This is a genomic window from Paucibacter sp. JuS9 (assembly GCF_044043925.2).
Taxonomy (GTDB): Bacteria; Pseudomonadota; Gammaproteobacteria; order Burkholderiales; family Burkholderiaceae_C; genus JAUASW01.
Window position 1 is genome coordinate 83,837 of sequence record NZ_CP194172.1, and the last position, 13,522, is coordinate 97,358.

Below are 13,522 nucleotides of genomic sequence, written 5' to 3' on the forward strand. Positions count from 1 at the left end.
GGGCTTCATCACAAGGCCTCCTTGGCCAGGCCGAAACGGCGGAACATCAAAGGCAGCAGCAGCAGCGTCAGCGCCGTGGACGAGAGCAGTCCGCCGATCACGACGATGGCCAAGGGCCGCTGGATCTCGCTGCCCGGGCCGCTGGCAAACAGCAGCGGCACCAGGCCGCCGGCGGTGATCGCCGCCGTCATCAGCACCGGGCGCAGCCGGCGCCGCGCGCCCTCGCGCACCACCTCGGCCAGCGGCCGCCCGGCCGCCAGCAACTCGTTGAAATGGCTCAGCATCACCACGCCATTCAGCACGGCGATGCCCAGCAGGGCGATGAAGCCCACCGAGGCCGGCACCGACAGGTATTCGCCCGCCACGCTCAGCGCCGCGATGCCGCCGATCAGGGCCAGCGGCACATTGGCCAGCACCAGCAGGGCCTGGCGCACCGAGCCGAAGGTGCTGAAGAGCAGGAAGAAGATCAGGCCGAGGCTGACCGGCACGCCCAGCGCCAGGCGGCGCGCGGCGCGCTGCTGGTTCTCGAACTGGCCGCCCCAGGCGAGGCTGTAGCCGGCCGGCAGCTTGAGCTCGCGGGCCATCAGGGCCTGGGCCTCTCCAACGAAGCCGACCAGGTCGCGGCCGCGCACATTGGACTGCACCATCACATAGCGCTGGGCCTGCTCGCGGTCGATCTTGACCGGGCCTTCGACACTGCTGAGCCTGGCCACGCCGGCCAGCGGTACAGCGGCGCCCTGGTCACTGGCGATGCGCAGCCGCGCGAAGGCCTCCGGGTCGCTGCGCAGCGATTCCGGGCCGCGCACTTGAAGCGGTATGCGCCTGCCCTCGCGATGCACCAGGCCGGCGCTCTCGCCTTCGACCCAGTGGCGCAGCTCCTGCTGGATGGCCTCGGCGTCCAGCCCCAGGCGGCCGGCGGCGCCGCGATCGATGTCGACCTGCAGGTAGCGCACGCCGTCGTTGCGCAGGGTCAGCGTGTCCTCGGCGCCGGGCAGGCCGGCGATCAGCTTCTCGGCCTGCTGGGCCAGCTGGTTGAGCTGCGCCAGGTCGCTGCCGTAGATCTTCAGCGCCAGGTCGCCGCGGGCGCCGGACAGCATCTCGCTGATGCGCATGTCGATGGGCTGCGTGAAGGCAATATCCACGCCGGGGAAGTCGCTCATCACCTCGCGCAACTGCCCGAGCAGCCAGGCCTTGTCGGGCTTGCGCCATTGCTCGATGGGCTTGAGGACGAGGAAGCTGTCGGTCTGATTGAGGCCCATGGGGTCAAGGCCCAGCTCATCGGCGCCGCTGCGGGCCACCACGTGCAGCACCTCGGGCACGCGCTCGCGCAGCGCCTGCTGCACGCGCAGGTCCAGGGCCACGGTGGCATCGATGCCGATCGAGGGCAGCTTTTCCAGCTGCAGGATCACGTCGCCTTCGTCCATGGTCGGCATGAAGGTCTTGCCCACCCAGGCCATCGCGCCCACGGCGCCCAGCAGGGCGATGGCCGTGCCCAGGGCGAGCGTCCGGCCGTTGGCCAGCGCCCAGTCCAGGAGCCGGGCATAGGCCGGTGCGATGCGGCGCATCAGCCAGGGTTCATGCGGCTCGCCGGTCTTCAGCAGCCAGGAGGCCAGCACGGGCACCACGGTCAGCGACAGCAGCAGCGAAGCCAGCAGCGCGAAGACGATGGTCAGGGCCACCGGGCCGAACAGCTTGCCCTCCAGTCCCTCCAGGCTCAAGAGCGGCAGGAAGACGATGACGATGATGGCGATGCCCGAGGCTACCGGCGCCGCCACGGCGCTGCCGGCGCGGTAGATCAGGTGCAGAACGCCGGCGCGGCGGGCGCGCTCGCCTTGCGCCAGTTCGCTCTCGATGTTCTCGACCAGCACCACGGCGCCGTCCACCAGCATGCCGATGGCCACTGCCAGGCCGCCGAGGCTCATCAGGTTGGCCGACAGGCCGAAGGCGCGCATCAGCACGAAGGTGGCCAGCGCCGCCAGCGGCAGCATCAGGGCCACGACCAGGGCGGGGCGCAGCTGACCGAGGAAGACCAGCAGCAGCACCACGACCAGCACCACGGCTTCCAGCAGGGCGCGGCCCACGGTGCCGACGGCACGGTCGACGAGGCGGGCTCGGTCGTAGAAGACCTCGACCTTGAGCCCCGGTGGCAGCTGCAGTTCGGCAAGTCGCTGCTTGACGCCGGCCACCACCTGGCGCGCATTGGCACCGCGCAGGCCCAGCACCAGGCCTTCGACCGCCTCGCCCTGGCCGTCGCGGGTGACCGCGCCGTAGCGGGTCAGCGCGCCGGCCTGGACCTGCGCGATGTCAGCCAGGCGCACGACCTGACCCTCATGGCGGCGCACCACGGTCTGCGCCAGGTCGTCCAGCGTTCGGATGGCACCCTCGGCGCGCACGATCAGGGCTTCCTCGCCGGCGGCCAGGCGGCCGGCGCCGTCGTTGCGGTTGGCGGCTTGCAGGATCTCGCGCAGGCGCTTGAGCGTCAGCCCCTGGGCCTGCAGGGCCAACGGGTCGGGCACGACCTCGAAGGTCTCGACCCGGCCGCCGAGGCTGTTGACATCGGCCACGCCGGGCACGGTGCGCAGGGCGGGGCGGATCTGCCAGTCCAGCAGACGGCGCTTCTCGGCCAGCGACTGCGGGCCTTCCAGCGTGAACATGAACATCTCGCCCAGCGGCGTGGTGATGGGCGCGAGGCCGCCGGACAGGCCTTCAGGCAGGTCCTTCATCACGGCGCCGAGGCGCTCGCTGACCTGGGCTCGGGCCCAGTAGACGTCGGTGCCGTCCTCGAAGTCCAGCGTGATGTCGGCCAGCGCGTACTTGGAGGTGGAGCGCAGCACGCGTTGGCGCGGCAGGCCCAGCAGCTCCTGCTCGATGGGCACGGTGATGCGCGACTCGACCTCCTCGGGTGTCAGGCCCGGCGCCTTCAGCACCAGCTTGACCTGGGTGCTGGAGACATCGGGAAAGGCGTCGATGGGCAGCGATTCGAAAGCCACAATGCCGGCACCGGCCAGGGCCACGGTGACGATGGCGACGAGAGCGCGTTGGCGCAGGGAGAACGCCAGCATGCCGGCAAACAGATTCATGGCGATGGCTCCGTCATGGCTTGGCGTTGTCCAGCAGGGCGCGCAGCGCGGCTGAGCCCTGGGTGACCAGGCGCGCGCCAGGTGGCAGGCCTTGCAGCAGGGCTTCGCCGCCACGGCGCTCGACGTTGCTGGGGTGCAGGGCGCGGTAGCGGCCCTGGCCCTCGTCCTGGAAGACCAGCGGTTTGCCGTCGCGCTCGGACAAGGCGCTGGCCGCGATGCGCTGGGGCTGGGCGCCCGGTATCCGGATCTCGACCTCGACCCACTGGCCGGGCCTTGGCGGTGAGCTGCCTTCGTAGCGGGCGCGCAGGGTCACCAGCTGCGTGGCCGGATCGGCCACGCCGGCAACGCCCAGCAGCACGCCTTGGCCGCTGCGGCCGGGCAGCTCGATGCGGGCGCCGGGGCGCAGCTGGTCGGCCAGCGCCGCCGGCAGGCTGAGCTCGATCCAGACCTGGTCGAGCCGGGCGATGCGGTACAGCGGCTGGTTGGCCTCGACCCGCTGGCCCACCTGCACCAGCTGCTCCAGCACCAGGCCAGCCATCGGTGCGCGGGCGCGCAGCAGGCCATTGCCATCGCTGCCCGAGAGGGCGAGGGCCGTCTGGCGACCCTCATGCATCAATTCGGCCTGGGCCAGGGCCGCCCGGCTGGCGTCGAGGCGCGACTGCGCGATCAGGCCTTCCCTGGCAAGCTGCTCGTCGCGCTCGGCGGTGCGGCGGGCGCTGACCAGTTGCTGGTGGCTGCCCTCCAGGTCGTGTCCCAGCTCATGGCCCTGCGCGCTGCGCAACTGGGCCATCAGCGCGCCGGCCGGCACGGCCTCGCCGGGCGCGAATCGCAACTGCTCGACGAGGCCCGGCAAGGGCAGGGCGACGACCCGCTGGGCTTGCGGCGGCAGCGCGGCGCGGCCGCTGGCGCGCTGGGCGGCGCCCTGTTCGGCCTGCGCCAGGGAACTGTGCAAGCCGAGGGCGCGCACCTGGCCATCCTGCAGGGTCAGGACTTGCGATTGCGCAAAGCCAGGCAAGAAGGACAGGGTCAATGCAAACGCCGAGAAGGCACGGATGGGCAACATGAGGGCTCCGATGTGAACGGGCTGGATGCTGAGCAGCACGCCTGAAGTCCAGCTGAAGCCGACGCTGGACCCGCGGTGTTACCTTGGCTGCCTGGAGATTGATGTCATGCGGCTGCTTTTGATCGAAGACGATGAAACCCTGGGCGAAGCGCTCAGCGCCTTCCTGCGCCTGGAGGGTCATCTGGTGGACTGGTTCCAGCGTCTGCTGGACGCCCAGACGGTGATGAGCGAGCCCTATGACGCCTTGCTGGTGGACTGGCAGCTGCCGGATGGCTCCGGGCTGGACTGGGTCAGGCGCCTGCGCGAGCGCGGCGGCACCGTGCCCATCATCATGATCACGGCGCGCGACCTGCTGAGCGAGCGCATCCGCGGCCTGGACAGTGGCGCGGACGACTACCTGGTCAAGCCTTTCCAGCCCGAGGAACTGGCCGCCCGGCTGCGTGCGCTGAGCCGGCGGGCTGTCACGCAGGGCGCACCGCGTGTGCGCCTCGGCGAGGGCGCCGAGCTGGACCTGACGGCCAAGCAGGCCTACTGGCATGGCGTGCCGGTGGACCTGACGGCGCGGGAGTGGAACGTGCTAGGCGCCCTGGTGGCGCGCGCCGGGCGGGTGGTGTCCAAGTCGGACCTGGAGGCCTTGTCCACCGGCTTCGACGGCGAGAGCAGCAGCAATACCCTGGAGGTCCATGTGTTCAACTTGCGCCGCAAGCTGGGCCGCGACTGCATCGAGACAGTGCGCGGCCTCGGTTACCGGGTACCGAAATGAACAACAAGTTGGAGCATCTGCCCTCGCTGCAGCGTGAGCTGATACGCACGCTGACCCTGGTGAGCCTGGGCTGGATGCTGGCGCTGTTCCTGACCTTGACCTGGGGCGTGCGCCACGAGGTCGACGACCTGATGGACGACACGCTGCGCGAGGCCGGCGAGGTGATCTACGGCCTGGTGGCGCTGCGGCCCAACCTGCCCGACGAGGCGCTGGGCGAACTGCTGCCGGCACCGCCCCATGTGGAGCGAGTCGTCTGGCAGATCCTGGAGGCCGACGGCAGCCTGGTGCGCCGCTCGCATGGCGCGCCCCGGCCGCCGCTGCTTCCCGCCTTCCATGCCGGTCTGTCCGATGGCAGCGGCGGATGGCGGGTCTATGGCATGCGCCTGCTGGACCGCAACCGCATCCTCTACGTGGCACAGCATGGGGCGGAGCGTTTCGAGTCGCGCTACGAATCGGTGGTCTTCGTCGGGCTCAGTGCGATGGCGGTCAGCGTGGTCTTCGCGGTGCTGCTGCGCCGGCGCGTGGCGGCAGCGCTGCATCCGCTGCGCGGCCTGGCGGCCCAGATCGAGCACTATGACCCGCTGCGGCCCGACACCCAACTGCCCGAGGCCACGCGGGCCGAGATCGCCGTGGTCCGGGCCTCGATCACGGCCCTCGGCGAGCGGCTGGCGCGCAAGGTGCAGCAGGAGCAGGCTTTCGCCGCCCATGCCGCCCATGCCTTGCGCACGCCGCTGGCCGGCATGGACGCTCAACTGGCCCTGGCCTTGCGCGAGGTGGATGAGTCGGCCCGGCCGCGCCTGCAGCGCACGCGCGCTGCCGTTGACCGGCTCAAGCGCGTCGTCACCTCGCTGCTGGCCCTGTTCCGCAGCGGCCATGAGCTGGCCTTGCAGCCGCTGACCCTGGCCGACCTCACCCGCCAGCTGCCCGTGGAAGACTTGAGCCTGCACCTGGAGGGCGGCCCGCCACTGCGCGCCGACCCCGACCTGATCAGTGCCGCGCTGGCCAATCTGCTGGACAACGCCGTGCGCCATGGCGCCACCGACGTCTGGCTGTCCACACGGCGCGAGGGTCAGGTGCAATGCCTCTGTGTGCGCGACAACGGCCCCGGCGTCGATGAAGGCCGCCGCGCCGACTTGCAGGCAGGCCTCGGCGACACCAGCGAACGCGCCGGGTCGGGCCTGGGCCTGCGTCTGGTGGACCTGATCGCCCGTGCCCATGCGGGTTCGCTGACACTGGAGCCGGGACCTGGATTCGCCGTGTCACTGCGCCTGTGGGAGCGCGCGGGGGCCGATGGCCAGCCGATGCAGGGTTGACGCCTGACCTTCAGCCCTGCGCCAGCAGCGTTGCCACTTCGGCCGCCGAGCGCAGGCCCAGCTTGGCGAACACGCGGGCGCGGTGGACCTCCACCGTGCGCACCGAGACATGCAGCTCGTCGGCAATCACCTTGTTGAGCTTGCCGGCTGCCACGCGGTGCATCACCTCGCGTTCGCGTTCGGTGAGGCTGGCCAGGCGGGCTTCACGCTCGGCGGCATTGGCGCCTTCGGCCTGCATCGCGGCTTCCACGGCCAGGGCCTGCTCGATGCGGTCTGCCAGCGCGTTGTCGCTGTAGGGCTTCTCCAGAAAATCGAACGCGCCCTTCTTCAGCGCCTCGACCACCATCGGGATGTCGCCATGGCCGGTCAGGAAGAGCACCGGGTTCTTGAGCTTTCGCTCCAGCAGCTCGTCGTGCAGCCGCGTGCCGGTCATGCCTTCCATCCGCACGTCGAGCAGGAAGACGCCACGCGGCGGCCGGCTCAATGCATCCAATGCGGCGAGCACGGCCGCGCCGCTCTCGAATGCCTGCACCTGCAGCCCGCGCGAGCCGAGCAGAAAGGCCAGCGCATCGCGCACATCGGGATCATCGTCAACCAGCCAGACTTCAGACATGGCTCGGATCCTCCTCTTCTGCAGTCGCTGTCGTGGCCAAGGGCAGGCTGAACGAGAAGCGCGCACCGCCGCCCGGCGCTTCGCCTGCATCCAGCAAGCCCTGATGCGCTTCGATGATGGAGCGGCAGATCGCCAGTCCCATGCCCATGCCTTCGCTCTTGGTCGAATAGAAGGGTGCGCACAGGGCTTCGGCGCCCAGGCCTTGCAGGCCCGGGCCGTTGTCCATCACGTCGATGCGCACAAAGCTGCCGGCCAAGCGGCTCGTCACTTCGATGTGGCGGGGTTCAGGGTGCGTCAGCAAGGCATCGGCGGCGTTGCGCACGAGATTGATCAGCACCTGCTCGATCAGCACAGCGTCAGCCACCACGGCGGGCAGGGCGGGGTCGAGCCGCAAGCTCATCTCGATCTTTGCGCGCGACAGCTCCTTGCTCAGGAGCGCCACGGCATCGCTGATCACGACACCCAGCTGGCAGCGCTCCCGCTGCGGTTCGCGCCGCGTCAGGAACTCGCGGATGCGCTGCACCACGCGGCCCGCCTGCGCGGCCTGCTGGCCCAGCCGCTGCAGGGCATTGAGCACCACCGGGTCCGCGCCGCCCTGGCGCTGCAATGAATTCAGAACGCCGGCGTTGTAGCTGGCGATGGCCGTCAGCGGCTGGTTCAATTCATGCGCCAGCGTGGACGCGACTTCGCCCAGCATTGTCAACCGCGCGTTGTGGGCCAGGGTCTCGACCTGCCGCCGCTCGCGCTCCTCGAGCCGCTTGCGCTGCGTGATGTCGATGATGGAGCCCATCCAGCCGATCTGCTGCCCGGCCGCATCGACCAGCGGCGACTCGAACACCATCACCTCGATCATGTGGCCGTCGCGGTGCACCCAGCGCGCCTCATAGCCCTCGCGCGGCGCCTGGCCTGCGAAGGTGCGGCGGTTGCGCTGCGCCACTTCTTCCAGCGCGTCCGGCGGCCAGTAGGGCATGGGTGGCCTGCGGCCCAGCAACTGCTCGGCGGGCCAGCCGACCAGGTCGCAGAAGGTGCGGTTGACGTAGAGCACCTGGCCTTCGGAATCACGGGCGCGCAGGCCCACGAGGGCCGAGTCTTCCATCGCCGCGCGCCAGGCAGCTTCAGTGCGCCAGGCCGATTCGGCTCGCAGCACCTGGCGCACCTGCCGGCGCAGCAGCCAGCTCGCAACGGCCGACAGGGGCAGGAAGCCGGCGATGAGCACCAGGGCCAGCGGCTTGAGCGCGGTGGGCTGGGGCTCGCGCACGGTCAGCACCAGCGCGGCATCGGTGATGGCGGCCTCGGTCAGCGGGCTGGAGCGCAAGGGGCCGCTGAAGGCCACGCGGTAGCTGGGCCCGGGGCCGGCCGGCATGCGCAGCTCGCCGGTGCTGGCGATCAGCAGCTCGGCACTGTCCACCATCTGCACCTCGTACTTGCGCGAAAGCCACCAGGGCACGCCATGCTTGAGAAGCAGCGACGGCGCATAGCGAACGACCAGGCTGCCCTCTCGCCCTTCGGGCCCGACCGGCTCGCTCAGGTGCAGCGACAGTCCGTCCTCGTTGGCAATGCCCTGGGGCGGCAGTTGCGCGATCTGGCGGTTGCGGCTGTCCAGCCAGGTCACCGAGAGCCAGAGCCGGCGCAGGCCGGTGTTGAGCTCGGGCCGGGCAGCCAGGGCCTCGACGCCGGGCTGCGCGCCGGCCAGGCCGGCCGCCAGGCGGCGCAGCAGCGCCGTTTCTTCAGCGATGCGGCTGCGCAGCTGGGCTTCGGTGGACAGGGCGTCGGTGATCAGCGTCTGCCGCTCCAGCTCGCGCTCGGCCAGCTCGTTGGCCCGCACCCAGGCCAGCACGCCGGCCACGAAGACCAGCGAGAGCAGCAGCGGCAGCGTCCACAGCAGGGAGCGCCAGCCGCCGCGGCGCGGATGGGCGTCTTCAAGAGGGCGGGGCTGCATGCCGCGCAGTCTACGTTTGCGCCCAGTGGGCCTGTGGTGCCGGCGCGCCGAAATGTGGATGTCCACAACTTCCGCCGGGCGAGGTCGCTTCGCACAATCGAGCGCATAGCGGCTCAATTCCATCCGCAGCTGCCACAACAGGAGACAAGCCATGCCCAGAATCGCACGCCGTTCCATCGCCATCGCCGCCGCCAGCCTGCTGGCCATCGTCAGCTTGGGCGCCCAGGCGCAGGCGCCCATCGTCATCAAGTTCAGCCATGTCGTGGCGCCCGACACGCCCAAGGGCAAGGGCGCACTGCGCTTCAAGGAGCTGGCAGAACAGCGCACCGGCGGCCGCGTCAAGGTCGAGGTCTATCCGAACAGCCAGCTCTACAAGGACAAGGAAGAGCTCGAGGCGCTGCAGCTCGGCTCGGTGCAAATGCTGGCGCCCTCGCTCTCGAAGTTCGGTCCGCTGGGTGTCAAGGAATATGAGGTCTTCGACCTGCCCTTCATCTTCAAGGACACAGAGGCCTTCCGCGCCGTGACCGAGGGCAAGGTCGGTGCCGACCTGTTCAAGAAGCTGGAGAGCAAGGGCATCACCGGTCTCGCCTACTGGGACAACGGTGCCACCCACATGACGGCCAACAAGCCGCTGAAGAACGTGGCCGACTTCAAGGGCCTGAAGATGCGCATCCAGTCCAGCAAGGTGCTTGACGCGCAGATGCGCTCGCTCGGCTCGATCCCGCAGGTGATGGCCTTCAGCGAGCTCTACCAGGCGTTGCAGACCGGCGTGGTGGACGGTACCGAGAGCACGCCGTCCAACATCTACACGCAGAAGGTCTTCGAGGTGCAGAAGCACATGACGCTGTCCGGCCACGGCCACCTGGCCTATGCCGTCGTCGTGAACAAGAAGTTCTGGGACGGCCTGCCGGCCGAGCTGCGCAGCCAGCTCGAGGGCGCCATGAAGGACGCCACCACCTACGCCAACGCCATCGCCGCCACCGAGAACGCCACGGCCCTGGACAAGATCAAGGCCAGCGGCAAGACAGCCATCTACACGCCCACGGCCGCCGAGCTCAACGAGATGAAGAAGGCCACCTCGGTGGTGCACAAGGAGATGGAAGCGCGCGTGGGCAAGCAGATGATTGCCGATACCTACAAGGCCGCCGGCTACTCGCTGAGCAAGTAAGCCATTGTTCCGAACGCGGCGCCACACTGGTGCCGCTCTCGCACCTGCCCCCCCCTCTCTGGGAGCTTCCATGCTCAACCGCATCCTCAACCACCTCGAGGAATGGCTGATCGCCTTCCTGATCGGTGGTGCCACGCTGGTGATCTTCGCCGCCGTGGTGCACCGCTACCTCTCCGGCGTGCCCTACATCCAGGACTACACGATCCAGATCAACATGAGCTGGGCGCAGGAGCTGTGCATCTTCATGTTTGTCTGGATGGCCAAGTTCGGCGCCGCCTATGGCGTGCGCACCGGCATCCACGTGGGCGTGGACGTGATCCTGCGCAAGCTCAAGGGCCGTGCGCACAAGGCACTGGTCCTCGTGGGCCTGCTGGCCGGCGCGCTGTTCACCGGCACGGTGGCGGCCATGGGCGCCAACTTCGTCTGGCACATGTCCGAGACCGAGCAGACCTCGGCCGACCTCGAGGTGCCGATGTGGTGGGTCTATCTCTGTGTGCCGCTGGGCTCGTCTCTGATGAGCTTCCGCTTCCTGCAGGTGGCCTGGAGCTTCCTGAAGACCGGCGAGCTGCCCCACCATGACCACGGCCATGTCGAAGGCCTGGACGATGCCGGTCCGGCCTGAGCAAGGAGCACGACACCATGAACGCCTCCATCATCTTCGTGCTGCTGATCCTGCTGATGCTGACCGGCATGCCGATCAGCATCTCGCTCGGGCTCACCGTCCTGACCTTCCTCTTCACCATGACCGAGGTGCCGATCCAGTCGGTCGCCTTGAAGCTGTTCACCGGCATCGAGAAGTTCGAGATCATGGCGATCCCGTTCTTCATCCTGGCCGGCAACTTCCTGACCCACGGCGGCGTGGCGCGGCGGATGATCCGCTTCGCCACCAGCATGATCGGCCACTGGAACGGGGGCTTGGGCCTCGCCGGCGTGATGGCCTGCGCGCTGTTCGCCGCGGTGTCGGGCTCCTCGCCCGCCACCGTGGTGGCCATCGGTTCGGTGATCCTGCCGGCCATGGTCAAGCAGGGCTTCCCCAACCGTTTCGGCGCGGGCATCCTGACTACCTCGGGGTCGCTGGGCATCCTGATCCCGCCGTCCATCGTGATGGTGATGTACTCGGTCTCGACCAACACCTCGGTCGGCTCACTGTTCATCGCTGGCGTGGTGCCGGGCCTCTTGCTGGCGATCTGCCTCGGGTTCACGACCTGGTACATCGCCCGCAAGAACAACTACCCGCGCATGCCCAAGGCGTCCTGGGCCGAGCGCTGGAAGGCCTTCCGCGAAAGCGTGTGGGGCCTTTTGCTGATCGTCATCGTGATGGGCGGCATCTACACCGGCATCTTCACGCCGACGGAAGCGGCGGCCATGTCGGCGGTCTATGCCTTCGTGATTGCCACCTTCGTCTACAAGGACATGTCCCTGAAGCGCCTCCCGAAGGTGCTGCTCGACTCGGCCAGCATGAGCGCGATGCTGCTCTACATCATCACGAACGCGGTGCTGTTCAGCTTCCTGATGACCAGCGAGAACATCCCGCAGGCCATGGCCGACTGGATGATCGGCCAGGGCTTCGGTCCCATCGCTTTCCTGCTGGTCTGCAACATCCTGCTGCTCTTGGCCGGCAACGTGATGGAGCCCAGCTCCATCGTGCTGATTCTTGCGCCCATCCTGTTCCCGGTGGCGATGAAGCTCGGCATCGACCCGGTGCACTTCGGCATCCTGATCGTGGTGAACATGGAGGTGGGCATGTGCCACCCGCCGGTGGGCCTGAACCTCTATGTGGCCTCGGGTATCACCAAGATGGGCATCTCGGAGCTGACCGTGGCCGTCTGGCCCTGGCTGCTCACGATGCTGATCTTCCTGGGCGTGGTGACCTATGTGCCTCAGATCTCGCTGTGGCTGCCGCAGCTGCTCCTGAAATAGGACCAAGGCACTTGCAATAGGGGCTCGCCACGGCGAGCCCTTTTTTCTGCTGAATCGCCGAATTCCTTGGATGTCCCTTGACGGCACGTTGCCGTCTTTCATGATGGCTCGAAGATCAGGCCGCTTGGGCGCTCTGTTGCGTTCGTGTCCCCCGGCCTTCGGCCTCCTCCTCTACCTCACTCCACAGAGCGCCCAACCGTCCTGACCCGCACCGCCCGTCGCCTGTGTCGAGGCACATGCCCAGTGTGGCCGGAGCAGGACGGCAGTGGGTTTCCCGAAGCGAGGTAAAGGAGGAGGGCCTGGCGCAGCCAGGGCCGGGGGACACGAGCGCAGGGGAACCCGCTGGCGGCCTGATCTTCGACCAACCGAGGAACAAGAAAACGAACGGCAGCTACGTGCCTGCATGAGTCTCCCCCTCAGATCGGCGATGAGCCATTTTTTGCATGCGCGCGCGATGCGATGATCCGGCTCCATCGAAAACCCTGGATGAATTCCATGCGCAAGCTGCTCGCCTTGATTCCCCTCGCGCTGTGCCTGTCGCCGGCCTTGGCCGCCGAACCCATCACCACCGCCTCGGGCCTGGTCTACACCGAAGTCGTGGCCGGCACCGGCGCGAAGCCGACGCAGAACGACAAGGTCAAGGTGCACTACGTCGGCCGCTTTCTCGACGGCCGCGAGTTCGACAGTTCGGTCGCCCGCGGCGAGCCGATGGACCTGCCGCTCAACCGCGTGATCCGTTGCTGGACCGAAGGCGTGCAGTTGATGAAGGTCGGCGGCAAGGCCAAGTTCTATTGCCCGGCCGCCCTGGCCTATGGCGAACGCGGTGCCGGTGGCGGCGCCATTCCGCCCAACACGCCGCTGACCTTCGAGATCGAGCTGCTGGGCATCGTCAAGCCCTGAGCACGGCGGGTCGCCTCGGGGATGGCCATGGACCGATGGGCTGTGACCTTGATTGATTGCTGAGGCCCGCTTGCGGGCATGGAAGTTGCGTCAAGCCCTGCAACCCTTGTCCCGTAACAACCCCCCTTGAGCGACTCCCTCTCCCTGGCCCAGGGCCTGCGCATCCTGCTGATCGATGACGGTGCCCACCGCGGCGCGCTGATCAGCGACGAGCTGGCGCGCCTGGGCTGCGAGGTGGTGGGCGTGGTGGAGCAGGCCACGCTGATCCATGACTGCGTGCTGCGCTTGAAGCCCGATGTGGTGATCGTCGACAGCGAATCGCCCACCCGCGACACGGTAGAGATGCTTGCCACGGTGTCGGAGACGATGCCGCGCCCGGTGGTGATGTTTTCCGAGGACGGCGGCGACGACCCGATGCGCCGCGCCCTGAAGGCGGGCGTCAGCGCCTATGTGGTGGCCGGCCTGCGCGCCGAGCGCCTGGCGCCGGTGCTGCAGGTGGCGATTGCCCGTTTCGAGCAAGACCTGGCGCTGCGCCAGGAGCTGGGCAAGGCGCAGGCGCAATTGGCCAGCCGCAAGAGCGTGGAGAAGGCCAAGGGCATCCTGATGAGCGAGCTGGGCCTGGATGAGGACGCGGCCTACAAGCGTCTGCGCAAGCTCGCGATGGACCGCGGTGAGGCGTTGGCCGCCGTGGCAGAGCGGGTCATCGACGCGCATTCCCTTTTGCGCCCGGGTTGATGTTGCATTGCACCAATCTGGCGCAGCG

11 protein-coding genes are annotated in these 13,522 nt (G+C 68.5%); 7 read left to right on the plus strand and 4 right to left on the minus strand.

The genetic code is table 11. The features are described from left to right. Positions 1-8 precede the first annotated feature (8 nt). Positions 9-3,080 carry an efflux RND transporter permease subunit gene (locus ABT392_RS00335; protein WP_334279277.1) on the minus strand — a complete coding sequence of 1,024 codons (3,072 nt, stop codon included), beginning with the start codon at positions 3,078-3,080 and terminating at the stop codon, positions 9-11. 13 nt (positions 3,081-3,093) lie between these two features. Next, positions 3,094-4,143 (minus strand): efflux RND transporter periplasmic adaptor subunit, encoded by a 1,050-nt coding sequence (locus ABT392_RS00340; protein ID WP_395384417.1) that lies wholly within the window; start codon positions 4,141-4,143, stop codon positions 3,094-3,096. A gap of 106 nt (positions 4,144-4,249) precedes the next feature. On the opposite strand from ABT392_RS00340, the gene ABT392_RS00345 reads away from it, so the two are divergent. Then, positions 4,250-4,906: a response regulator transcription factor gene (locus ABT392_RS00345; protein WP_395384416.1), complete on the plus strand. Its 657-nt coding sequence runs from the start codon at positions 4,250-4,252 to the stop codon at positions 4,904-4,906. Then, positions 4,903-6,219: a sensor histidine kinase gene (locus ABT392_RS00350; protein WP_395384415.1), complete on the plus strand. Its 1,317-nt coding sequence runs from the start codon at positions 4,903-4,905 to the stop codon at positions 6,217-6,219. Before ABT392_RS00345 ends, ABT392_RS00350 begins: the two co-directional genes overlap by 4 nt. A gap of 10 nt (positions 6,220-6,229) precedes the next feature. On the opposite strand, the gene ABT392_RS00355 is transcribed toward ABT392_RS00350, so the two are convergent. Both ABT392_RS00355 and ABT392_RS00360 read right to left on the minus strand, forming a co-directional pair. Further along, a complete protein-coding gene (locus ABT392_RS00355; RefSeq protein ID WP_334279273.1) occupies positions 6,230-6,832 on the minus strand; it encodes a response regulator transcription factor in 603 nt (200 codons plus the stop codon). Further along, positions 6,825-8,771 (minus strand): sensor histidine kinase, encoded by a 1,947-nt coding sequence (locus tag ABT392_RS00360; protein ID WP_334279272.1) that lies wholly within the window; start codon positions 8,769-8,771, stop codon positions 6,825-6,827. Before ABT392_RS00360 ends, ABT392_RS00355 begins: the two co-directional genes overlap by 8 nt. Before the next feature lie 151 nt (positions 8,772-8,922). Here ABT392_RS00360 and ABT392_RS00365 point away from each other — a divergent pair, with 151 nt between their 5' ends. From ABT392_RS00365 to ABT392_RS00385, 5 genes are all read left to right on the plus strand, one after another. Further along, a complete protein-coding gene (locus tag ABT392_RS00365) occupies positions 8,923-9,939 on the plus strand; it encodes a TRAP transporter substrate-binding protein (protein ID WP_334279271.1) in 1,017 nt (338 codons plus the stop codon). Between the two features lie 70 nt (positions 9,940-10,009). Then, positions 10,010-10,561 (plus strand): TRAP transporter small permease, encoded by a 552-nt coding sequence (locus tag ABT392_RS00370; RefSeq protein ID WP_334279270.1) that lies wholly within the window; start codon positions 10,010-10,012, stop codon positions 10,559-10,561. 17 nt (positions 10,562-10,578) lie between these two features. After that, a complete protein-coding gene (locus ABT392_RS00375) occupies positions 10,579-11,859 on the plus strand; it encodes a TRAP transporter large permease (RefSeq protein ID WP_395384414.1) in 1,281 nt (426 codons plus the stop codon). 495 nt (positions 11,860-12,354) lie between these two features. Continuing rightward, positions 12,355-12,759, plus strand: a complete 405-nt coding sequence (locus tag ABT392_RS00380; protein WP_334279268.1) for an FKBP-type peptidyl-prolyl cis-trans isomerase — start codon at positions 12,355-12,357, stop codon at positions 12,757-12,759. A gap of 126 nt (positions 12,760-12,885) precedes the next feature. Then, on the plus strand, positions 12,886-13,494 hold the full coding sequence (locus ABT392_RS00385; protein WP_395384413.1) for an ANTAR domain-containing response regulator: 609 nt from the start codon (positions 12,886-12,888) through the stop codon (positions 13,492-13,494). The last annotated feature ends 28 nt before the right edge of the window (positions 13,495-13,522 follow it).

Excerpts from the sequence above, each read along its gene's own strand:
- ABT392_RS00340 (WP_395384417.1), bottom strand. The coding sequence starts at position 4,143 with ATGTTGCCCATCCGTGCCTTCTCGGCGTTTGCATTGACCCTGTCCTTC.
- ABT392_RS00355 (WP_334279273.1), bottom strand. The coding sequence starts at position 6,832 with ATGTCTGAAGTCTGGCTGGTTGACGATGATCCCGATGTGCGCGATGCG.
- ABT392_RS00350 (WP_395384415.1), top strand. The coding sequence starts at position 4,903 with ATGAACAACAAGTTGGAGCATCTGCCCTCGCTGCAGCGTGAGCTGATA.
- ABT392_RS00335 (WP_334279277.1), bottom strand. The coding sequence starts at position 3,080 with ATGAATCTGTTTGCCGGCATGCTGGCGTTCTCCCTGCGCCAACGCGCT.
- ABT392_RS00360 (WP_334279272.1), bottom strand. The coding sequence starts at position 8,771 with ATGCAGCCCCGCCCTCTTGAAGACGCCCATCCGCGCCGCGGCGGCTGG.
- ABT392_RS00365 (WP_334279271.1), top strand. The coding sequence starts at position 8,923 with ATGCCCAGAATCGCACGCCGTTCCATCGCCATCGCCGCCGCCAGCCTG.
- ABT392_RS00375 (WP_395384414.1), top strand. The coding sequence starts at position 10,579 with ATGAACGCCTCCATCATCTTCGTGCTGCTGATCCTGCTGATGCTGACC.
- ABT392_RS00380 (WP_334279268.1), top strand. The coding sequence starts at position 12,355 with ATGCGCAAGCTGCTCGCCTTGATTCCCCTCGCGCTGTGCCTGTCGCCG.
- ABT392_RS00345 (WP_395384416.1), top strand. The coding sequence starts at position 4,250 with ATGCGGCTGCTTTTGATCGAAGACGATGAAACCCTGGGCGAAGCGCTC.
- ABT392_RS00370 (WP_334279270.1), top strand. The coding sequence starts at position 10,010 with ATGCTCAACCGCATCCTCAACCACCTCGAGGAATGGCTGATCGCCTTC.